Annotated in this window: 21 protein-coding genes, 1 tRNA gene and 1 CRISPR repeat array; of the genes, 10 read left to right on the top strand and 12 right to left on the bottom strand. The window is 48.8% G+C overall.

Features of this window, described 5'->3' with window-relative positions:
- Positions 1-142 precede the first annotated feature (142 nt).
- Positions 143-385: a type II toxin-antitoxin system BrnA family antitoxin gene (gene brnA, locus BZG13_RS00415; RefSeq protein WP_077484198.1), complete on the bottom strand. Its 243-nt coding sequence runs from the start codon at positions 383-385 to the stop codon at positions 143-145.
- Positions 372-638, bottom strand: coding sequence for a BrnT family toxin (locus BZG13_RS00410; RefSeq protein ID WP_077484196.1), 267 nt, complete (start codon positions 636-638; stop codon positions 372-374). The genes brnA and BZG13_RS00410 overlap by 14 nt, the downstream gene beginning before the upstream one ends.
- 741 nt (positions 639-1,379) lie before the next feature.
- Between BZG13_RS00410 and BZG13_RS00405 the strand changes: the two genes are divergently transcribed.
- The 7 genes from BZG13_RS00405 to cas4 all read left to right on the top strand — a co-directional run bounded on the left by BZG13_RS00405 (position 1,380) and on the right by cas4 (position 10,329).
- Positions 1,380-2,672, top strand: coding sequence for a hypothetical protein (locus BZG13_RS00405; protein ID WP_198935494.1), 1,293 nt, complete (start codon positions 1,380-1,382; stop codon positions 2,670-2,672).
- Entirely contained in the window at positions 2,673-3,041 is a 369-nt protein-coding gene (locus BZG13_RS00400) for a hypothetical protein (RefSeq protein ID WP_077484194.1), read from the top strand.
- A 156-nt stretch (positions 3,042-3,197) separates the two neighbouring features.
- Positions 3,198-3,557 carry a hypothetical protein gene (locus tag BZG13_RS00395; protein WP_077484192.1) on the top strand — a complete coding sequence of 120 codons (360 nt, stop codon included), beginning with the start codon at positions 3,198-3,200 and terminating at the stop codon, positions 3,555-3,557.
- A 328-nt stretch (positions 3,558-3,885) separates the two neighbouring features.
- Positions 3,886-8,328, top strand: a complete 4,443-nt coding sequence (locus tag BZG13_RS00390; RefSeq protein WP_077484190.1) for a hypothetical protein — start codon at positions 3,886-3,888, stop codon at positions 8,326-8,328.
- A gap of 158 nt (positions 8,329-8,486) precedes the next feature.
- On the top strand, positions 8,487-9,470 hold the full coding sequence (cas1, locus tag BZG13_RS00385; RefSeq protein WP_077484188.1) for a CRISPR-associated endonuclease Cas1: 984 nt from the start codon (positions 8,487-8,489) through the stop codon (positions 9,468-9,470).
- Positions 9,471-9,473: 3 nt separating this feature from the next.
- Positions 9,474-9,761, top strand: coding sequence for a CRISPR-associated endonuclease Cas2 (gene cas2 / locus BZG13_RS00380; protein WP_077484186.1), 288 nt, complete (start codon positions 9,474-9,476; stop codon positions 9,759-9,761).
- Entirely contained in the window at positions 9,748-10,329 is a 582-nt protein-coding gene (gene cas4 / locus BZG13_RS00375) for a CRISPR-associated protein Cas4 (protein WP_158074855.1), read from the top strand. The genes cas2 and cas4 overlap by 14 nt, the downstream gene beginning before the upstream one ends.
- A gap of 125 nt (positions 10,330-10,454) precedes the next feature.
- A CRISPR array of direct repeats spans positions 10,455-12,531; the repeat unit is 37 nt; unit sequence GCTTCAGAGCCTATCTCAACAAGTCAGCCACTGAAAC.
- A 122-nt stretch (positions 12,532-12,653) separates the two neighbouring features.
- On the opposite strand, the gene BZG13_RS00370 is transcribed toward cas4, so the two are convergent.
- The 3 genes from BZG13_RS00370 to BZG13_RS00360 form a co-directional block, all read right to left on the bottom strand.
- Positions 12,654-12,947, bottom strand: a complete 294-nt coding sequence (locus tag BZG13_RS00370; protein WP_077484182.1) for a hypothetical protein — start codon at positions 12,945-12,947, stop codon at positions 12,654-12,656.
- A 581-nt stretch (positions 12,948-13,528) separates the two neighbouring features.
- Positions 13,529-13,604: transfer RNA gene (locus tag BZG13_RS00365), tRNA-Ile, on the bottom strand.
- A gap of 154 nt (positions 13,605-13,758) precedes the next feature.
- The gene (locus BZG13_RS00360; RefSeq protein WP_131825181.1) at positions 13,759-13,977 is read right to left on the bottom strand and encodes a hypothetical protein; all 219 of its coding nucleotides are present in this window, start codon (positions 13,975-13,977) and stop codon (positions 13,759-13,761) included.
- A gap of 320 nt (positions 13,978-14,297) precedes the next feature.
- On the opposite strand from BZG13_RS00360, the gene argF reads away from it, so the two are divergent.
- The 3 genes from argF (at position 14,298) to pyrI (ending at position 16,928) form a co-directional block, all read left to right on the top strand.
- Complete coding sequence (gene argF / locus BZG13_RS00355) at positions 14,298-15,305, top strand: ornithine carbamoyltransferase (protein ID WP_077484178.1); 1,008 nt, start codon at positions 14,298-14,300, stop codon at positions 15,303-15,305.
- Between the two features lie 214 nt (positions 15,306-15,519).
- Entirely contained in the window at positions 15,520-16,464 is a 945-nt protein-coding gene (gene pyrB / locus BZG13_RS00350; RefSeq protein WP_077484176.1) for an aspartate carbamoyltransferase, read from the top strand.
- Positions 16,461-16,928, top strand: coding sequence for an aspartate carbamoyltransferase regulatory subunit (gene pyrI, locus BZG13_RS00345; protein WP_069363326.1), 468 nt, complete (start codon positions 16,461-16,463; stop codon positions 16,926-16,928). Before pyrB ends, pyrI begins: the two co-directional genes overlap by 4 nt.
- Positions 16,929-17,067: 139 nt before the next feature.
- Here the strand turns inward: pyrI and sspB are convergent, their stop codons facing one another.
- The 7 genes from sspB to rplM all read right to left on the bottom strand — a co-directional run bounded on the left by sspB (position 17,068) and on the right by rplM (position 22,124).
- Positions 17,068-17,595: a ClpXP protease specificity-enhancing factor gene (gene sspB, locus BZG13_RS00340; protein WP_077484174.1), complete on the bottom strand. Its 528-nt coding sequence runs from the start codon at positions 17,593-17,595 to the stop codon at positions 17,068-17,070.
- On the bottom strand, positions 17,595-18,233 hold the full coding sequence (gene sspA, locus BZG13_RS00335; RefSeq protein ID WP_046073932.1) for a stringent starvation protein SspA: 639 nt from the start codon (positions 18,231-18,233) through the stop codon (positions 17,595-17,597). Before sspA ends, sspB begins: the two co-directional genes overlap by 1 nt.
- Positions 18,234-18,320: 87 nt before the next feature.
- On the bottom strand, positions 18,321-19,058 hold the full coding sequence (locus BZG13_RS00330; protein WP_077484172.1) for a cytochrome c1: 738 nt from the start codon (positions 19,056-19,058) through the stop codon (positions 18,321-18,323).
- Positions 19,055-20,323 (bottom strand): cytochrome b, encoded by a 1,269-nt coding sequence (locus BZG13_RS00325; protein ID WP_077484170.1) that lies wholly within the window; start codon positions 20,321-20,323, stop codon positions 19,055-19,057. The genes BZG13_RS00330 and BZG13_RS00325 overlap by 4 nt, the downstream gene beginning before the upstream one ends.
- The gene (gene petA / locus BZG13_RS00320) at positions 20,323-20,913 is read right to left on the bottom strand and encodes a ubiquinol-cytochrome c reductase iron-sulfur subunit (RefSeq protein WP_077484168.1); all 591 of its coding nucleotides are present in this window, start codon (positions 20,911-20,913) and stop codon (positions 20,323-20,325) included. Before petA ends, BZG13_RS00325 begins: the two co-directional genes overlap by 1 nt.
- Before the next feature lie 379 nt (positions 20,914-21,292).
- The gene (gene rpsI, locus BZG13_RS00315) at positions 21,293-21,682 is read right to left on the bottom strand and encodes a 30S ribosomal protein S9 (RefSeq protein ID WP_069363322.1); all 390 of its coding nucleotides are present in this window, start codon (positions 21,680-21,682) and stop codon (positions 21,293-21,295) included.
- 13 nt (positions 21,683-21,695) lie between these two features.
- Positions 21,696-22,124 (bottom strand): 50S ribosomal protein L13, encoded by a 429-nt coding sequence (rplM, locus tag BZG13_RS00310; RefSeq protein ID WP_046073927.1) that lies wholly within the window; start codon positions 22,122-22,124, stop codon positions 21,696-21,698.
- Positions 22,125-22,160: the final 36 nt, after the last annotated feature.

Here is a 22,160-nt window from a genome sequence, read left to right as displayed (position 1 = left end):
TCAACATTTTTACGCGCATAAAAGTGCATGAATTAACACTTTTATGCGCGTTATAGTGTATTCATTGAGAGGAGAATGAAGGCGGGAGCAAGCAAGTCAACAACTTGTAGCGGTGATTGGCATTAGCGCGTTTATACGCCGGTTATTCGGATGTGTGATGATGAGACACATTTTCCAGCCGTTCTGCCAGCCACATTTTAATGATTGACTGACGTGTTACGCCCACCCGGCTAGCCTCACGATCTAAGGAGGCTAACATCCACTCGGGGAAGTCCACGTTCACCCGTTTCTGAGTTTGTCTTGGACGCTTAGCTTTCGATAGAGCAAGATCATCTACAATGTCATCGTCACTCTCAAACTTGGCATCAAATTCATGCGCTTTCATATAAGCTCACCTCCGCTTTCCGTGAACGCCTGACAGAAATGATCCGAATATTGTTACCACGATATGTGATTACGCCAGACCAATACTTACCGTTTAACATGCCGATCACCACATACCTTGGCTCATCGCTTGTCTTGGCAGGAATTTCAATAAGATAAGGATCGTCCCACAAACCTTGCGCGGTCTGGAAGTCAATTCCATGCTTCGTCGCATTTAACCTGCTTTTGTTCTCATCGAATTCAAATCCACCCATGAGTAAAAATTATACTCTTTTTGCATACTGTGCAACCTACTAGCAAGTGGTATTGACTCGTTCCCACGCTCCTGCGTGGGAATGCATACGGAACTCGAACCCTGAACAGAAGTCGTGACAAAACTATCGAGCCGCACTTGTCGAGTTTGGTTGCTCTGATTCTGCTGAACGGATCCCTGTCCTCACACGCTCTAACACCGTGACCAATCTTAGTTGGCCACTGCAGTTTGCGCCTATCCACATTTGTTGCGATACAGAGCATCATTATAAGTAGTTTACATGTGTATGCGCCGTAGCTTTGGCAGATTATTAAAGGCCCGATCAATAAATCTATTGGAGCCACTTCACGGTTTGGTAAGAGTTAACATTACGGCAACAACAAAAGTATCCAAAAATCTAGCTTACTGAGTAAAATGCATCGCCATGATTATTGACTGGCGGACAATGTAGTGGGTTACAAAGTAATTCGACTGACCGAACTTATGGCTTATGAGTTTGGGCAAGTAGAGGGCAATATTGAGGCGCTTCTAAGAAGTGTTTTTGATAGGGATGTTGACCATTTAACATATATCCAAAATATTACGCACCAATTTATCGTCTCTGTAATGACACGATGCGCATACTCATTTCAACTGCGTGGAGAGTGATATGAGCTTACCCGACATCTTTGACCCTTCTAAGCCTCATCGGTGTCCTTTGATGCATCCCAACCCGTCAGTATGTCGTTGTACGAGTTGTGAGATGGCGAGGCAAATGGCGGCGTCAAAGGAGGCATTAGCACGCGCGACGGTTAAAAATTTTGCGCCCACCGGCTCGGTGATGACAGTAAAAAACGAGGTAGAGGCGCCCGTCGCCACCAAAGAATCCCCCAGAGAAAAAGTGGAAAGACAGCGTAGAGAGCGGCTTCAAGAACGAGAAAAGGAATGGCAACAGCTTCAAAAGAAAGTCAGCTTTGAATTAGGTTGGATGCAATCACCGGTGACTCAATCACAATCTGCCTTGTGGGACAGTCTGTTTACCTCTGAAACCACCGCCGAGCAAAAGCGAACCATCAAGCAGTGTAATGCACACCTCAATGAGCCTGTGCGACAGGGTGAGATTGTTTTACTGCCAACCACGAAACCAGACAAAAAACACGAGCAAGAGTTGCTCGATAAGTGGATAGAAGAAGCCAAGATAGCCAGTGCGGAATTAGGCAAACTGTCGGATGAGGAAGTGGCTACCCTTAACCGTCACTTTGAGCTTTTTTCTCATCAGTTGGATGAAAGAATTCGTAATGATGGATTGCCAACAGATTATTACGCTCAAGTGGCGACGGGCGTTGGGGCAACATCTTCGATTGTCCAGCAATACTTAAAGAACATTCAAAATGTCCTGTCAGAGATTAATACGCTTTATGCTTCTCAAGTCGCGATGGCGAGCCGTACTGGAGGCATGAATTACGGCGCATTTGTTGCTGACCGTGCGGCGTTGTTTAAAAAGCTTGATGGCTCTTTTGCAATGCTCTCCAAGCGTAACGTTAAGCTACCTGTTTACACGCAAATCAAGCGTAATCTCAAACTCTCCACGAAGTCCGTCATTCACAATGCGGATGAAATATTAAAAACAGGTTTTGTGAAAGAGTTGGGCAAGCGTATTGGCAATATAGCGATAGGGATTTCCGCCGCTAGAGGGTTGGGATATGTCGGGCTAGTGCTCGGTGCTGCCAGTGGTGTGGATAATATCTATGAGGCGTGCAAGGTCGATGGAGCGGGAGATTGTGGTCAGACAACAACCCGTGAAGTTGGTGGGTTTATTGGCGGTTGGTATGGAGGAGGGATTGGTGGCAGTGCTGGCAGTGGGCTTGCTGTCGCTGCCGTTTCTGGTGTTGCTTTAGTGATTGGTGTGACCGCATCGGCTCCTGTTCTGGCGGTCGCTGCAATTGGTGGGGCAGTTGCAGGTGGTGCTATTGGTGGTGTCGCTGGCGGTGCGGCTGGTAAATGGGGTGTCGATGTTATCTATGAAAAAATTGAAGATATTGGGGGGGATGAATAAATGCTGGATTGGTTGATAGCTGTTCTCGGTGTTATTGCTATCATCTGGTGCTTTCCATCGGTGATTGTATTACCTGTGATTTCATTAGGTAGTTTCAAATACATTATTTTTATGGACAAGGAACTCGCTAAAGATCTGAATAAGTACTATGATTCATACGGTTATATGCGTCCTAAATATCAATTGTCTTGGGAAGTTGGTACGCGTTGTGTTCATTATTGGGTGAAATATCCATTTATTCGTAAGCGTGCAACCACTGACTCTATTAAATTTAAAATTTTTATGTGGTTTAATGCCTTTGGCGTGTGGAGTTGGATAATGGTTTTCTTTCTCGCCTTCCTTGAGAAAGGTCTAGGAATTTCATTCTGATTTAACTTAAATTATTGTTGACGTAACCGCATCGGATCCGGTTCTGGCGGTCGCTGTAATGGTTGGCGCGGTTGCCGGTGGTGCTATTGGTGGTGTCGCTGGAGCAACTGCTAGTAAATGGTTTGTAGATGAAATGTATGCTTGGGGTTCTTAATTATGATTAAGGATGTAGCATTTTTTTTCTTTTACTATGCCATCATTTGGTCTATCCCTGGTGTAATAATGATTTCTGTTGTTTATCTAGGGAGCTTTAAGCACATTATTTTCATAGATAAGCAGCTAGCTAAAGATTTGAATAAGTATTACGACAATTACGGCTATATGCGTCCAAAGTACCAAATGCCTTGGGATATCGGAAGTCGTTTTATCAATTACTGCATTGCTTATCCTTTTATTCGACATCGCGAAAAAACAGATTCTAAAAAATTTAAAGTCTTTATGTGGGTTAATGCGCTAGGTATGTGGAGTTACATTTTATCTTTTGTGTTAATGGTGATTGGTAAGTATTTGACTTAAATTATTGTTGGCGTAACCGCATCGGCTCCTGTTCTGGCGGTCGCTGCAATTGGTGGGCCGCTAGCCTTTGTGGGGCGCGGGTCTTGAGTCAAAAAGTGCGCAAAAGACTGCGCAGTTTTGAAGGGAGAAAGTGCGCAGTTAGAGAGAAGGCGAAGTCTGTGGCACCAATCTACACCTGTTGCTACTGAGTAGACCATTTGGTTATGCGTCACCTCCAATGATGAGTTCAACACTTCATAGACTTTTAACAAAAATATGAGCCATGCAAGTGAAATAAGACAGACTGTCAATTAAAGTGTGAGCTTTACCCATAAAACATGGCTTGTTTATGTCTGATAATGCTTTAATTTTCCCTGTTGCTATTGATTTAGGCGCAAAGACTACCGGTGTCTATGCGGCTGGCTACTCACCCAACACCCATGTTGGGCAATTTAACAGCGATTCCGTATTTAAAACCGGATTTGTCGCAGAAGTAGACGATGGCCAAACCGGTTATCAGCTGCTGCAAACGCAGCGCACTAGCACCCGTCACGCTCGCCGATGCCGAACACGTAATCGTCAAGCAAAGCGATTGCTTATGTTAATGCTTAAGTGTTGCCTCGGGTTTGACACTGACAAGCATCAAATCGCTATCAGTCATTTTATTAATCGTCGCGGCTACTCGTACGTTGAAACCAATATAGATGAAGCGGCTATTAATGAGATAGCGAGTGATAATCTTGGCACCTTTTTCCACGTGCTAGAGAGCAATGGGCATGAAGCGCTCAGTGAGGTATTGACTCAAACAATGCCCGTTGATGGGCTACCGCTTTTTGATGCGCTACAGCGTATTGCGGAAGATAAACAACAGCTGATAACGCTGCAATCCGAGCTACAAGCCTTTACCCATCAAGATAAAAAACAACAACGCGCGCTCTTGCCGCTCAGTAAAGCGGTCGATTTCCTGATTGCCGAACAATCTTCCGGCGCTAAGCATCGTCGAGAATATTTCAAAAATATTCGCAGCGATCTGAAGAAGCTATCGGACCATCCAGAACGTCATTGCCGCCGGTTATTTCATGCCCTGCACCATCATAAAAAAACTACCGGAAGCGATACATTTGATAGCTTCTATCAGCTGCTTTGCCATATTAATAACTTTGATCTTAAATTACTCAACAGCATACTAAAACGTGTTGAATCAACTCAAAGCGGCGAACAGATCGAAGCCATTGTGGCGGAGAAATTTGGCAAGTGGTTGACCAAGCAATGGCGGCTCTCTAGTGCAAACGGCGCCGATCGCCTACAACAAATCAGAGATGTACAACACGCGTGGAAAGATTATCGTGCCCAAAATCCGCAATCGGTGATTGGCTTTTTCCTCGATACGCCACCTGAATGTACCGTACCGCCTTATGAAAGCCATACCAACCGTCGTCCGCCGAGTTGTCAGACCTTAACACTTAACCCTGACCTGCTATCGCGTGATTATCCACAATGGCGAGATTGGCTTGCATGGTTATCCAGCACTCCCACAATGGCCAACGCGGTACATGCCTATCGCACCCAATTAGTCGCGGTAGAAAGTGCCAAAGGGAATACGCTGATACAGACTGACGAATTAGACGCACGCACTTTACAATTTATTTTCGACAGCGCCCAAGACAAAGACCCATTTAAACTCAATGCTATTTGGGGAACTTGGAAGAAACAAAGACAACAGCAGCGACAAGGCGATGAACACGACAAAACGACGGATAAATTAGCGAAACTATTGGTGCAAAGTGCCTTGCCGCCCTCACTGACGGAGAACTTCACTTCGCATCCCGTACCGGGAGATTTCTGGCATTTAATTAACCGTTACTTCCAAAGCCGTCGGCGTGCGCGAGAGGGCCGTTACTTTCTACATTACGACAATCACTACCCTAAACAGCATCGTTGGCAACGAGACGGCAAGCTACTCGTAATGTGCCAGCACCGGCCTCGCCAACTAAAACACCAAGCGACGCGCGATATCGCGGTACTGCTTGGTGTGCCACAAACACCACTCCAACAAGCAGTAGATAACGGCCAGTGTGACGATAACAAAGCGCTATTTGCCAAGGTGAAAGGACTACAAACGGCGTGTCGTCAGGCATATCAAGCCCAAAAAGCGTGGGGACCAGATTTAAAAGCCGTGATGGTCTCCGATCCTGAGCTCAAAAAGCTCGCTGAGAAATTAGCACCGCTGACGGCAAAGGTGGCCACTCAACTGGCGCTTCGCGATGAGCAATACGATAGTTTTTGTGAGCGAAACCAATCTGTATTCACCTTTGCCCAACTGTTCCAATTGGTATGGGGAGATAGAAGCGGCTTTGCCAAAACCTGCCCGGTGTGTTCTGCTGATAACGCAAACCGGATGGCAGGCGAAGATGGCCAACCACAAGCAGCTCGGCTCAACACCCTGACAATGCGACTGATTGATGGCGGGCTTAAGCGGCTGCTCACCCACCAAGCCCATCACATTGCCAATCGGTTATGGGATCATATCGAGCATATTGGTCAGTCAGCCGATACCATCACTGTACCCTTTGTTATCGAACAGAACCGCTTCGACTTTACGGAAAACTTACCGACCTTAAAGGGGTTAAACAAACCGAAGCCACAACCCAAAAAAATAAACCCGGAACAAGCGAAAAAAGACCGCATAAAACACGCCTCGCAAGGACTTTGCCCTTATAGCGCGGGTAGCTCAGTGGGCGACAATGGCGATATTGACCATATTATCCCTCGCTCGGGTCAATATGGTGTCCTTAATGATGAAGCCAACCTGATTTACAGCTCAATAAAAGGCAATCGCCAAGTAAAAAAAGACCGGCAGCTAACACTGACCGACCTCAACCCCGACTATTTGAAAGCGCAATTTGGCACCGCCGATCCAATCACAATCACACAGCAAATCGAAACTACCTTGTATGGAGATGATGCGGATCGCTTTAGCTTTGGGCGCTACAGCCAATTTGCAGTCTTATCCGCTGAGCAACAAGTCGCATTTCGTCATGCGCTCTTTTTATCGGCAGAACACCCACTGCGCATGCAAGTGATAAGCGCTATGCTTCATCGCAACAAAGCCAAAGTTAACGGTACCCAGCGCTTTATGGCGCAACTACTCGCCGATATTCTGACCCAAAAAGCCAAACAAAAAGGCTTAGCGGCGCGATTAAAATTTGATTACTTTCAAGTCAGTGCCAATGGTCAAGACGAAGACTCTACCGTGGCTTTGCGCCGCTTGATGCGAGACCTTCATTCAGGGACAAAATACGACATTCAACCGTTCGAAAAAGGAAAAGAGAAGCAACACGCCTACTCCCATGTCATTGACGCAACGCTAGCGTTTATGATCGCCGCCGATAAACACCAAGGTGAAGGGGCGCTGAACATCCACTTTGATGAACATACCTCGATTTGGGGACAGATAGACGAAAATGGCGTGTTGAGTGACGCATTGTTTCCGCAAATTGCGGTGGCGCCCGAAAACCTCGCGCCAAACGTCAGAGTTGGGCCTCAATCCAACGAGCACAGAGCGCGTCAGCTGCTGGCAGGCAAAAAACCACATCAAGTGTTCAGCCAGACAATCTTCAAACAAAACGCGCTCGGACTGGAGTTTTATGACTTAGCCGTTATCGATGGCCAGCTCTACAAAGGCTTTGTGGAAGGTGAGGATAAACACTTTGTTAAAGCCAATGAAAAAGTGGTGGATAAACAACTCACCACCTTTCTCTATGCGGTGAGCCATCACTACTATCGCTTGGTGCAAAACAGTGATCGACAAATATACATTGCGGACAAACACAAACTCACCGCACTTTTATTCGAGACACTTGCGGCAGCTAAGGATGCGACAACGTTTGATAGCAACGCAGAAGCCACCAGGCTTGCCCGCTGGGTGTGTGGAAAATCGGCTGGATCATTGTATTTTTACAGCACCAGTGCCGCGCTAGCGGAAGCTCCCTCTGTGGTCAAAAAGCAGCCTAACTCTCGCTTTCGGAAGCAGTGGCTGGCGCATTATCAATCATGGCAGGCCAAACACCCTGATACATCTGAGAAAGATGGTACGTGGATCATTCCCACCGAGCTTGAAGCCGATTGGCGACAGCATTGCGATTGGTTTCTAGGTCGGCCAACGGATGATCAACAATCAGCTCACCGTGCAGTAAAAAGCGACACCATGCGCGCTGAAACAAAATCCAGTGGTGCAATGGCACTGGTTAGACGGCAAAGCCAAGGTAAGGCTATTTATCAGCTATTGGCACTCGATACCCAGAAAGTTCCTAAGGATCACAGCGCGGCCTTGGCGCTCGCCTCCCCGAACCTCGTTCTCCTTGATAAAGCGATTTTCACTAAAGGCTATCAAACCAAAGTGGAAGAACAGCAACCATTAGCAGGCAAGACCATAGAATCCAGCGCCTTTTTTGATCAGGCAATAAGTGAACAGTGGCAATTAGATATATCAACGCTTCAAGTTGCTATTGTCTCCAACACCAGTGTGCAAATAACGGGGTTACACAAAGACTGGGTGGCCGAGCACTTGATCCTTTCTGGGGAAGATAGTGAGAAGGCGTGGACCAAACTGACCAGTATAGCGATCAGCGATGAGGCGCAAGTGACGGATGTGTTCGCCAAAGCCTCGCTAAAAGCGTGGCTGACCGCCCCGTGCCGCAACGATAAAAGCGTGAGAGTGAAACTGGATGATGATCAGGTTTCACTTACCCTGCCCTATAAGCAGCCACAATTAAGAAAATTGGTGGACTAAAACGCAAAAAGCGCCGTAAAGGCGCTTTTTCTGCAAGGGTGCGCGATGCAGAGCCTTGTTCATCGTTGACCGTAAAGTGATTTCAGCTTTACGGCTGACTTGTTGAACTAAGAGCATAAATAAATCATTCACTGATTGCAAACAAACGGGACGGTACCATGCAGCATATTGTGATCCATGAATATGGAAAATCGCTGGGCATCACCTCTGAGCGCTTAGTGATCAAGGAAGGCAATTTTCCAACCAAAGAAATTCCACTCAGAAAAATCAGCACACTGTCTATTCAAAAGCCGGGCATTAGCTTGTCCTCTAATTTGCTCAGCGCCTGTGCTCGGTATGGCATTAAGGTGTTTATTGGCAACCGAGCCCAAGAGCTATGCTGTTTGCATGGTAACGCGCAACATGCTGTGGTCCAGAATAGAATCCATCAGTTCGAATTTTTATCGGATGACGAGCAGCGTTATCGTATTGCAAGAGCGTTTATTTACGGCAAAGTACGCAATCAACGCACTACTATGCTGTATTTCAATAAACAAAAGTGCGGCCTCGCCAAAAAGCAAGCAGCGGCCCATCTAGCGGCTGAGCTGCACTTACTCTCCCAACAAGTCCGTGATCTCCCCTATACCGAAAACTGGAATGCCACCTTGATGGGCTTGGAGGGCCGAGCAGCAGCCAGTTATTGGCAGGTACTCAGCGAGCATCAATGGCTCGGTGAACAATTTACCCGCCGTACGGGGCGCGGTGCGCAAGACCCCGCCAACCAAGCGTTGAATTATGGTTACGGCATTTTATCAAGTGTAATCTGGAACGCGTTAACTAATGCAGGACTAGAAGTCTACCTCGGTGCGCTGCATGCCATTCGGCCTGGAAAGCCCGCTCTTGTGCTCGATGTAATGGAAGAATATCGCGCTTGGGTGGTTGATCGGGCTGTCATTAAGTTACGAAGCCAACTCAATGGCGAAACGCTTAAGCCGAAAACGCGTAAGAAGTTAACCAATGAGATCCTAACGACACTCGCCAAGCCAATCCCTTATCGAAGCAGGAAAATACGCTTAGAAAGCGTCATGCAACGGCAGTGCTATCGCTTATGTGGCATGTTTGCCGACGAACAAAAGTATCGACCATTACTCTTTAGGTGGTAGAACATGGCAAAAACAACGGAAGTGCTTGTCGCTTATGACATCGAAAACAACAAAACACGGACACGGCTATATAACCAACTCAAAGATGTCGGCATGATTCCGGTACAAAAATCTGTCATGTGGGGACGTTTGTTGCCCGCCGATATCAAACTGGCGAAGCGTATTCTTGCCAGTGAAATCGACCAAGACACAGATAAAGCTTTCGTTTTAGTGAGTAAATTGTCCGAAAACGCAAAATTTTATGGTCTTACCCCAGATTTTGAGGAGTACGATGATCATGGCATCTTTTGATGAGCTGATCCCTATCAGTTACTTGCGGCAATATCTTTTTTGCCCACGTATCCCGTGGTACAAAGCCGTGATGCGTTTTGAGCCCCCTGAACAAGGGTGGGTTACGCAAGGGAAGCGTTGGCACGAGTCACAAAACCCGCGGCATCGACGTCGTTTATGCAAACATATTCCCGAACCAAGAGAGCATATCGTCAACGCGCATGTGCAAGCGCTATCGTTAGGTATTCATGGTTATATCGACGAGCTAATCTTCAATGAAGAAAAGTGTGTGGTCGTGGAGTATAAAGTGGATAAGGGTAAACCTACCGATGCGCAAAAGGTCCAGCTGTACGCCTATATGCTTGCTGCGGAGCAAACTTATCAACGGCAAGTGGTTGCGGGCGTATTACTAAAAGGCAGCGCAAATAAGCAGTACACGATCACGCTAGATGATAAAATAAAGAACAAGTGCCTAACCACACTCCATGCGGTGAGGCAAACACTCTCCAGCCATCGTATGCCGCATTCAAGCGCAACAGAGAGCAAATGCGCACAGTGCGAGTACTTGAGATACTGCAATGACAGATGAAGATTATTTTGGTGTCAGCGCTATGTTCGCAAAATATAGCCATTTTATGACATCAAAGCGGTTTGCGAAAAAAATAGGCGCTGAGCCCCTAATAACTTGCTGTATCAACAACAAAAAATCAGGGGGCTTCAGAGCCTATCTCAACAAGTCAGCCACTGAAACGGCGACGCTGCTAGCGGGCTGCCTGCGCGGCATGTTCGCTTCAGAGCCTATCTCAACAAGTCAGCCACTGAAACTACTGACAGCGGGATCACGTTCGCGACTACGCAGCCCGCTTCAGAGCCTATCTCAACAAGTCAGCCACTGAAACAACGAATCGCGCTGGATGAGATACTTAATCGCTTGCTTCAGAGCCTATCTCAACAAGTCAGCCACTGAAACGCGCTCGATCAAGTCGGCAACGTGTGGGAGTCTATGGCTTCAGAGCCTATCTCAACAAGTCAGCCACTGAAACAGAGTGATGAGCAGGCTGATAGTGTTGGTGGTGAAGCGCTTCAGAGCCTATCTCAACAAGTCAGCCACTGAAACTGGTCAGCATCAGCTCATCATTGAGCGTCGCTATCTGGCTTCAGAGCCTATCTCAACAAGTCAGCCACTGAAACTCGGCGATAGCGTCGTCCACCAGCACGCCGTTCGGCGCGCTTCAGAGCCTATCTCAACAAGTCAGCCACTGAAACCACCACTCTCGACGGTTGTCCTCGCTGCCGTCGTCGCTTCAGAGCCTATCTCAACAAGTCAGCCACTGAAACTCGCCGTTTAGCGCTTCGGCTGTCGCAATGTTTAAGAAGCTTCAGAGCCTATCTCAACAAGTCAGCCACTGAAACCAACCAGTCGCCTTTGTTGTCGATCTCTACCTCGGCTTCAGAGCCTATCTCAACAAGTCAGCCACTGAAACAATTCTCGCCGAATAGCACGGCGCCGACGCCTTGAGCTTCAGAGCCTATCTCAACAAGTCAGCCACTGAAACTTGCTGCTCGCCGCGATAAGCACATCGTCTGCGGCCTGCGCTTCAGAGCCTATCTCAACAAGTCAGCCACTGAAACAGCCATAGGCTGGATGGTCATGACTGGGGTGACGCTTCAGAGCCTATCTCAACAAGTCAGCCACTGAAACGGTGACCGTGCCGTAAGCGATATCGGCGAATTCGCTTCAGAGCCTATCTCAACAAGTCAGCCACTGAAACTCGGCCACGTCGGACGGTGTGACTTCTCTGTATGACGCTTCAGAGCCTATCTCAACAAGTCAGCCACTGAAACTTCCAAGTGTGCCTCGAAAGGATCGTCGGTAAGCTGCTTCAGAGCCTATCTCAACAAGTCAGCCACTGAAACATTGGCTCATCGGGGGGAGCCCTTGGCTGCGGTCGAGCTTCAGAGCCTATCTCAACAAGTCAGCCACTGAAACACACGCACCAAGATAGCCATCAATGTCGCAGCAAGTGCTTCAGAGCCTATCTCAACAAGTCAGCCACTGAAACTCCAATGCCGCACGAAATCACAAGTTTTCTTTAGCTTCAGAGCCTATCTCAACAAGTCAGCCACTGAAACATTGGGTATATAGAGAAAACGGCACCAGGAGCCAGCTTCAGAGCCTATCTCAACAAGTCAGCCACTGAAACAGTTTGTGAACTGGCAATGGATGAAGTGAATGCGGACGCTTCAGAGCCTATCTCAACAAGTCAGCCACTGAAACGCAAACACAAAACCGCCTTCAATGCCACGCAGGTAGTGCTTCAGAGCCTATCTCAACAAGTCAGCCACTGAAACCAGCCGGGGGCCACTGATGAAATGGCTTTATCCAGGCTTCAGAGCCTATCTCAACAAGTCAGCCACTGAAACACGGCTTAACCGCAGCCACTGCGCCCTGCGCAATGGTTGCTTCAGAGCCTATCTCAACAAGTCAGCCACTGAAACTTTGACTAGCCTAGCCTCTCCGGCACTTCGTGCGCTTCAGAGCCTATCTCAACAAGTCAGCCACTGAAACACAGGCCGAAGATGCCGCCGCACTGGCCGCCAACGAGCTTCAGAGCCTATCTCAACAAGTCAGCCACTGAAACGACTTCACCGGCCCTGTCATCGCGTCAATCACAAGCGCTTCAGAGCCTATCTCAACAAGTCAGCCACTGAAACAGTTAGCAAAAAACGGCTTTTCGACATTCCACCGCATTAGCTTCAGAGCCTATCTCAACAAGCCAGCCACTGAAACGTTGGCTGGAAAAGCACAGTAAGCGAGAGTTTGGCCGTGCTTCAGAGCTCACCTCAGCAACTATTCAATCGACTAGATACAAACTGCACACCAAATAAAATTTATAAAATAAGTCTATTGTGTCAACTGTTATGCTTATACTCCTGTAGGTCAGCCCAAAACTCGTCATTGAGCAGCCAAGGATTGACATCTAGTACGGCAGGTTGAAACCTGACCATTTCTTGATATGCCTGGATCAATACACTGGCAGCCTTTTCCATCGACATATCATAGGTGTCGAATGTTTCCACAGTATGAGAGATAAGATAGTCTTGCCACTCTTCCGAAAGCCCACCAAACCAAACATTCGAGCCAATTCGTCTCAGACTTTTCTCGGCAGCTGATAACTCATTATTATGGGGTAACGGGTCGTCCATAATCACCTCTTTATTTTACCTGGTTGCATATAAAGCTTCGGTTTCAGGATAGATAAATTTGTTTTTATGTTCATCTCTCTGATTCGAACTCATGCCGCTTTTGTACTGATACGCCCATTTTAAGTGAACGGCATTGAATGTAGCGAGTTTTTCGATGCATCCATTTGTTAAGTGAAAACGATCACTCTAAATCAAAAATTAAACATCAAGCCGACACTCAGAGCACTTCAAGCCAACACTCAGAACGTCGGTACCATTGATTGATAAAGCATATCAAGGGCTGTTTTGGTTTTCGTGCGCTATTGTCCAAAGTGTTAGATAAGCCATATTTTGTGAGATGGGTACAAGAAGTTACCTAGGCGCAACGGATGAATCGTTTTAGTGGGCGCTTGCCTAAGCAAGGTAAAAGATGACCGTTGGCAGGATCGAAGTGTTGAACACCTCTCAGTGTTACCCCGCTGATTTTTTCTAATGCGAAAACGGGCGTTGTACCCGTTCCTTGTTTGACTAAGTGTTTGACTAAAAATCAGCAGGTACAAAAAAGGCGTAGTAGGTACTAACCTGCTACGCCTTGCTATGACTGGTGGCCCCTCCCAGACTTGAACTGGGGACCAATCGATTATGAGTCGACTGCTCTAACCACTGAGCTAAGGGGCCGAATGGAATGGGATTATAGGGGAAGGCTCACAGGGTGTCTAGCTGTAAGGGGGGCGAATTCAGTATGCTTTTTGAGCACTTAGCGTGTGGTGGGATAAACAAGCGCCGCCAATGTGGCGGCACTCACGCTTTGCTTGCTTAGGAGGTTACCGCCTTATTGCATGGCGGGGTCTTGGCTTTCTTCCGCCGGCCAGGTGCTGTTGTCGTCTTCTGGCATTGGCTGCGTGTCACAATCCGTGCCGCCGTCTGGACAAGTTACCACGGGCTGGTCGCCTTGTGGTTGGCTGGCTTCGTTGGCCATCGCGGGGCCGGCGAGGCCAACCATCATCATGAGTGCGCTGAGAGTCAGTGCTTTGTTTTGTGTTTTCATCATCTTCTCCTTCCTAGTATTGTCGTTTGTCCTTGAGGACATAAACACTATCTCGCACTCATCGCGCGCCCCTGTCATTCTCTCGCTATAAGGCGGTAAAAGGATTGTCTAGTTTGTCGCCAACTTATCAGCATTGTCAGCGCTTGATTAAATCCCTCCTTGGCGGTCAGAAAATCATCAAAAAGGTGTGTTATTGGTCAGCTTATGGCCTTTACGCTCGGTTTTGTTGCTTGCATCTTGCTGGCACGGGCTTTACCATTAAAGAATAATTAAACACAAATACCGACTTAATATTCAATTTTTCGCGTTATTTAGGGATAGATATGAAAAGCGACCTCTACCAGCAATCACTACTCACCTTACTCGACTTATCACCTCAGCAAATCCACGATCTGATTGATGATGCCGCCGCACTAAAAGCGGCAAAAGCTCGCGGTGAGGAAGCCCCGCAGCTAACAGGCAAAAACATTGCGCTGATTTTTGAGAAAACCTCGACCCGTACCCGCTGTGCCTTTGAGRTGGCGGCGTTTGATCAAGGTGCGCAGGTCAGTTACCTCGGCCCTAGCGGCACCCAGATTGGCCATAAAGAAACCATGAAGGACACCGCGCGTGTGTTAGGGAGAATGTATGATGGCATTCAATACCGTGGCTTTGGCCAAGAGGTGGTCGAGACGCTCGCCGCGAATGCCGGGGTGCCGGTGTGGAATGGCTTAACCGATGATTTTCACCCCACCCAAGTGTTGGCCGATCTGCTCACCATGCAAGCGCACAGTGACAAGCCGCTAAATCAAATCGCGTTTGCGTATGTGGGGGATGCGCGCAACAACATGGGTAATTCGCTATTGGTCGGCGCGGCGAAAATGGGGATGGATCTGCGCCTGATTGGCCCTAAAGCCTATTGGCCTGAGGCTGACTTGATCGCCACCTGCCAAGATATCGCCGCCACTACTGGCGCAACGCTCACCTTAACCGAAGACACCGCAGCGGTGAACGGTTGTGATTTTGTGTATACCGATATCTGGGTGTCGATGGGTGAACCCGAATCGGCCTGGGCGCAGCGTGTGGCTGATCTCATCCCTTATCAGGTGAACCCAAGCTTAATGGCCGCCACCGCAAACCCACACGCTAAGTTTATGCACTGTTTGCCTGCCTTTCATAACGATGAGACGGGCGTAGGAAAACAAATTGCCGATCAATACGGGCTCAATGGGCTGGAAGTGACCGACGCGGTGTTCGAATCTGAGCAGTCGATCGTCTTTGATCAGGCAGAGAACCGACTGCATACCATCAAGGCTGTGATGGTTGCCACACTCGTCAACGCAAGCACGTAAACGATTGCACTTTTGCTTGCACGACATAAATAGGGGCGTATAATTCGGCCAGATTTCATTACACGGCCAGACGTTATGTTGGTTATTCCACCTACAAACAGCGATTTATCCGCCCCATCGCGGGACGGCATTCGCATTGGTCGTGATCGTAAAAGCCTCCTTTTCGGAGGTTTTTTTTTGCCTGTAGCACACTGCAAAGAAAGGGACTCGCGTTATGGCCAATACGCTTTATAACAAACATATTATTTCCATTCCCGAGCTCAGCCGCGACGAGCTAGAGTTAATCGTTGCCACGGCGGCCGAACTTAAAGCCCGCCCGAACCCGACGCTATTAAAAAATAAAGTGATTGCCAGCTGCTTTTTTGAGGCGTCAACCCGCACGCGGTTGTCCTTTGAAACCGCGATTCAGCGCCTTGGCGGCTCGGTAATTGGCTTTCCCGACGGCGGCAATACTTCGTCAGGCAAAAAAGGCGAAACCTTGGCCGACTCAGTCCGTGTGATTTCCTCGTATGTCGATGGCTTTGTAATGCGCCATCCAAAAGAAGGTGCCGCGCGGTTGGCCTCGGAGTTCTCTGAAGGTGTGCCGGTAGTCAACGGCGGTGATGGCGCTAACCAGCATCCAACCCAAACCCTGCTCGACCTGTTCTCGATTTACGAAACCCAAGGGCGGCTCGATAACCTCAATATTGCCATGGTGGGCGATCTAAAATATGGCCGTACCGTGCATTCGCTGACGCAAGCCTTGTCAAAGTTCGAGGGGAATCGCTTTTTCTATATCGCCCCAGATGCGCTAGCGATGCCTGAGTATTTGTTAGATGAGCTGACTGCCGCGGGCCACCCGTATAGCCTGCACAGTAGCATCACCGATGTGGTGCCTGAGCTGGATGTGTTGTATATGACACGAGTGCAAAAAGAGCGATTTGATGAATCAGAATACGCGCACATTAAAGCGGCGTTCATTTTAAATGCGGCCATGTTGCGTGATGCCAAACCCAACATGAAGGTGATGCATCCCCTGCCCCGTGTGGATGAGATTACTGTGGATGTCGATAAAACCCCGCACGCCTATTACTTTGAGCAAGCTGAGAACGGCGTCTATGCGCGAGAAGCCCTGCTGGCACTGGTATTAAACGRACAGGTTGAAGGAGTTGCACAATGAGCACGGATAACAAACTACAAGTTGAAGCCATCTGTCACGGCACGGTGATCGATCATATTCCCGCGCACATTGGCTTTAAGATCTTAAACCTGTTTCAAATGCACGGCAGCGATCAGCGGATCACCATTGGTCTGAATCTGCCCTCGTCAGCGTTGGGCAGCAAAGATCTGATCAAAATTGAGAACGTGGTGATCAGCGAAGATCAGGCCAGTCAACTCGCACTGTATGCACCACAGGCGACCGTGAATCAAATCGAAGACTATCAAGTAGTGGCCAAGCTGCCACTGACCTTGCCTGAGGTGATTCAAGGCGTATTCCGCTGCCCAAACTCTAACTGTATTACCCACGGTGAGCCGGCGGTCGATAGCTCATTCCGCGTGCTGAGTGAAGCAGACGATGTGAAGTTGCGCTGCAAATACTGTGAGAAGGTATTCTCGCGTGAGATCATGACTGAGCGTCACTGATACCCCCGCAGCGGATACAGGCGTCGTGAGGCGCCTATCTTCGCCATCTGTGCGGCGGACACAGCGCCTAGGCATAAAAAAACCAGCACTTGGGTGCTGGTTTTTTGTGTCTTACCTTCAGTTAGAACTTGCGACGCGGTTATTTCACCACGGTCAGCGTCGGCTTGCCTTTTTTGCTTGGCGTAGCCGGCGTGTCGTCTTCATCATCGGCTTGCGGCAACGCGTCTGGATCATCAACGCTGTCGACTGATACTAAAGACGGCTCTTCTTCGTCTTCTCCCTCGCTGGATGGGGCGGTTTGTTCAAACATCTCCTCATCATCAGCGTGGGCGTAAGCTGGCTCCATATCAAACATGGTGCCCGCGCCATTTTCACGTGCGTAGATGGCGAGCACCGCCGCCATAGGCACCAGCACTTGCTGGGGCTTGCCGCCAAAGCGCGCGTTAAAACACACGTGCTCGTTGCTCAGTTCCAAGTTACCGACCGCGCGCGGGGCGATATTGAGGACAATTTGCCCGTCTTTAACGTAGTCAAACGGCACTTGTACGCCCGGCAAGGTCGCGTCCACCACCATGTGGGGGGTGAGATCGTTATCTAATAACCAGTCGTAAAACGCACGCACTAAATACGGGCGGCGTGGTGTCATCGCAAATTCTGATGTAGACATTATTGACCTGTTAGTCGCATTTCACGTTCAGCTTCTGTCAGTGAGGCGAGAAACGAATCACGCTCAAACAGACGCGTCATGTAATCTTTTACTTGCTTCGCACCTGGGCCAGTTAGCTCAATGCCTAGCGCAGGCAAACGCCACAGCAGCGGCGCTAAGTAGCAATCTACCAGACTAAACTCTTCGCTTAGAAAGTAGGGATCTTCGGCGAATACTGGTGCCAGCGCCAGAAGCTCTTCACGCAGCTGCTTACGCGCTTTATCAGCGTCGTCAGCACTGCCTTCCATAATTTGGTCAACCAAGGTATACCAGTTGCGCTTGATGCGATACATCATCAAACGGCTTTGTGCACGAGCAACAGGGTATACCGGCATCAATGGCGGGTGAGGGAAACGCTCATCCAAGTATTCCATGATGATATCCGCGTTATACAACGCTAACTCACGGTCTACCAAGGTTGGAACAGAGTTATAAGGATTTAAGTCAACCAGGTCTTCTGGCAGATTATTCGGATCCACCAGCTCGATTTCTACACTGACACCTTTCTCTGCGAGGACGATGCGTACCTGATGACTATAGAGATCAGATGCGTCAGAGAATAACGTCATCACCGAGCGTTTATTGGCAGCAACAGCCATCAACCCCTCCAGGATGTTCAATATCAATAGAAAGCAATGGGGACCTAAAGTCCCCATTGCGGATTAGCAACACACTAGATTAACCGATCAGTGTACATCGCGCCAATATTCTTTCTTGAGGAAGTACGCCAAAATCAAGAATACCACGAAGAAACCAATCACCCACCAGCCTAACTGCTGGCGCTCTAGCTTCACCGGTTCCCCTGAGTATTCAAGGAAGTTAACCAGATCGCGCACCGCATTATCGTACTCGCTGGCACTGAGTTCGCCATTGCCGTCAGATTTAAGGCCAACAAACTCTTCCACCGGCTCACCGTCCACCATACGTGTTTCGTACACTTTACGGGGTGTGCCTTGAAGCTCTTCAAGCACGTGTGGCATACCCACGTTCGGGAACACGGTGTTGTTCACGCCAAATGGGCGAGATGGGTCGACGTAGAACGAACGTAAATAGGTATATAGCCAATCCACGCCACGCACACGTGCCACCAAGGTCAGATCAGGTGCCGGTGCACCGAAGTATTGCGCGCCCGCCTCTTGCGTCATGGCGTTTTTCATCAAGTCGCCGTAATCGGCATTCTTATCGACAATCAGGTTGTCTTCCATCAAGTCTTTAGGAATGTTGAGATCTTCGGCCACGCGCTGATAACGCTGATACTGCGTAGCATGGCAACCAAAACAGTAGTTCATGAACAGTTTGGCGCCACGTTGCAATGAGGCTTTGTCCGTCAAATCATTGTTGGCTTCGTCCAAGTGGACATTACCACCGGCGGCCATCGCCAAAGAGGACAACAGCGCGCACAAGATTACAATCCATTTTCTCATTTGAATGTCACCCTCTCTGGTAGCGGTTTTGTTGCCTCATTTTTGCTGTAGAAGAACAACAGCACGAAGAACATGAAGTAACAGAAGCTGAAGATCTGCGCCAGCAAGGTGTAGGTTGGGGTTGCTGGCAACGCACCCAGAATACCCAGAGCAATAAAGGCAATCACAAATTGGACGATGTTCGCCAAGTGCAGCTTGCTGCGGTAGCGGTATGAGCGCACACGGCAGCGGTCAAGCCACGGCAGGATGAACAGCATCACAATCGACGCGCCCATGGCAATCACACCAATTAGCTTGTCTGGGATCGCACGCAAAATCGCGTAGAACGGCGTGAAGTACCAAACAGGGGCAATGTGCTCAGGGGTCTTCAGCGGGTTAGCCGCTTCAAAGTTGGGTGGCTCAAGGAAATAGCCGCCCATTTCGGGATTAAAGAAAATCACGTAGGCAAACAAGATGCCGAACACACCCACACCAATCAAATCTTTCACTGTCCCGTAAGGGTGGAAAGGAATCGAGTCAATGATCTTATATTTCTTGGTGTAGTCAGGGTGGAACTTGAACTGTGACTGCTGGCCATCGTCGTCTGCCTCACCTTTCGGCAGTTTAGTGTCGATACCATCCGGGTTATTGGAGCCCACTTCGTGCAGTGCAAGTACGTGCAACGCCACGAGCAGCAAGAGCACAATCGGTAGTGCAACCACGTGAAGCGCAAAGAAACGGTTCAAGGYTGCGCCTGATACCAYGTAATCACCGCGGATCCAAAGCGTTAAGTCATCACCAATCACAGGAATCGCACCAAACAAGGAGATGATAACCTGTGCCCCCCAGTAAGACATCTGTCCCCATGGCAGCAGATAGCCCATAAAGGCTTCTGCCATTAACACCAAGAAGATCAGCATCCCAAACAGCCACAGTAGCTCACGCGGCTTCTGGTACGAGCCATAAATGAGGCCGCGGAACATGTGCAGGTACACCACCACAAAGAAGGCCGAGGCCCCAGTGGAGTGCATATATCGGAGGAGCCAACCGTACTCCACATCACGCATGATATATTCAACAGACGCAAACGCGCCTTCCGCTGAAGGTACGTAGTTCATCGTTAGCCAAATCCCAGTCAGAATTTGGTTAACCAGAACCAGCATTGCGAGCACACCAAACATATACCAGAAGTTGAAGTTCTTCGGCATAGGGTACTCAGTCATGTGTTTGCGATACGCATTCATCGCTGGAATGCGTTTCTCAACCCAGTTCAGCAAGTTTTCCATTACGCAGTCCCCTCATCTTGTCCCACGAGTACCCGTTTGTCGTCCAAGTACATGTAAGGTGGAACGACCAGGTTCAGTGGTGCAGGTACGCCTTGGAATACGCGTCCTGCCATGTCAAATTTAGAACCATGACACGGGCAGAAGAACCCGGCTTTCACCCCACTCACTTGCTCACTGAAGCTGTCAGGCAGATAGGTTGGCGAGCAACCTAGGTGGGTACAGATACCAACCGCGACAAAAATTTCAGGTTTAATAGAGCGGGTCTGGTTGGCTGCGTATTCTGGCTGTTGCGGCTGTGCCGAACCGGGATCACGAAGCTGGTCCTCGAAGCTAGACAGCTGTTCGACGACCGCATCACTGCGACGCACGATCCATACAGGTTTTCCTCGCCACTCAACACGGATCATTTGTCCGTCTTGTAGCTTGCTGATATCGACTTCGACAGGCGCGCCCGCCGCTTTGGCTTTCGCGCTTGGGTTCCAAGACTTAATAAAAGGTACGGCAACTGCTACGGCCCCTAAACCGCCAACAACTGACGTCGTCGCAGTCAGGAAACGGCGTCGGCCGGTATTCACTGGCGCATTGCTCATCCAACATTCTCCCATGTGCTCCCGCTTGGATTTTTATTGTGTCCTTTGCGTCCATGGAGCGTACGGCTTACTTAAAAACGAATATGTAATAACGGCTGACTGGGATCAGTTCGATTAAATCTTAGCTGCTATTACGTCGGCTAGATGATAGAGAAAACCCTACTTTTTGACAAGATAAAGCTACCTTTTTGTAACAAATGTGAGCGGTGTGCACAGAATTGAGGAAAGGGTAATAAAAATGTTGGAAAGTGAGTGCTTATACACTGTTTTGAAAGGAAATAAATGAGTATTACACGCGAGAATGCTGGTTAAATTGATGAATAAAAAAAGCCTGGCGTTGCCACCAGGCTTTTTGCAGCAAATCTGACTGAAACGTCGATTAACGCTTCGAGAACTGCGGGCTGCGACGTGCTTTGCGTAGGCCAATTTTTTTACGCTCAACGCGACGAGCGTCACGCGTAACAAAGCCAGCTGCACGTAGCGCAGGACGTAGTGACTCGTCATACTCCATCAGGGCACGAGTAATGCCGTGACGGATTGCGCCAGCTTGACCAGAGATACCACCACCAGAAACGGTGATGTACAGGTCTAGCTTCTCGGTCATTTCTACCAGCTCAAGCGGCTGACGAACGACCATGCGAGCGGTTTCGCGACCGAAGTAAGTGTCGAGAGAACGCTTGTTGATCTCGATGTTACCGCTGCCTGGCTTGATAAAGACACGCGCTGCGGAGCTTTTGCGACGGCCGGTGCCGTAGTATTGTTCTGCCATTGCTTTATTCCTCTTAGATGTCTAGTACTTGCGGTTGTTGTGCCGCGTGCTTGTGCTCAGAACCTGCGTAAACTTTCAGTTTACGGTACATAGCACGACCTAGAGGACCGCGTGGCAACATACCTTTAACGGCTTTTTCAATAACCAGTTCAGGTTTTTCCGCGATCAGTTTTTCAAAGCTGATTGACTTGATGCCACCAATGTAGCCAGTGTGGCTGTAGTACATCTTGTCAGACTTTTTGCGGCCAGTAACAGCCACTTTCTCAGCGTTGATAACAACGATGTAGTCACCGGTGTCAACGTGAGGAGTGTATTCTGGCTTGTGCTTGCCACGCAGACGCGTTGCAATTTCAGTGGCCAGACGGCCCAGCGTTTTGCCTTCAGCGTCTACAACGAACCAGTCGCGTTTTACAGTTTCTGGTTTAGCAACGAAAGTTTTCATGCTAATGATTACCCGATTAATAAGTTTCACTTCAGG

The organism is Salinivibrio sp. ML323, from assembly GCF_001995745.1.
Taxonomy (GTDB): Bacteria; Pseudomonadota; Gammaproteobacteria; order Enterobacterales; family Vibrionaceae; genus Salinivibrio; species Salinivibrio kushneri.
The sequence above is the reverse complement of the archived record's forward strand: the minus strand, read 5'-3'. Positions and strand labels throughout refer to the sequence as shown.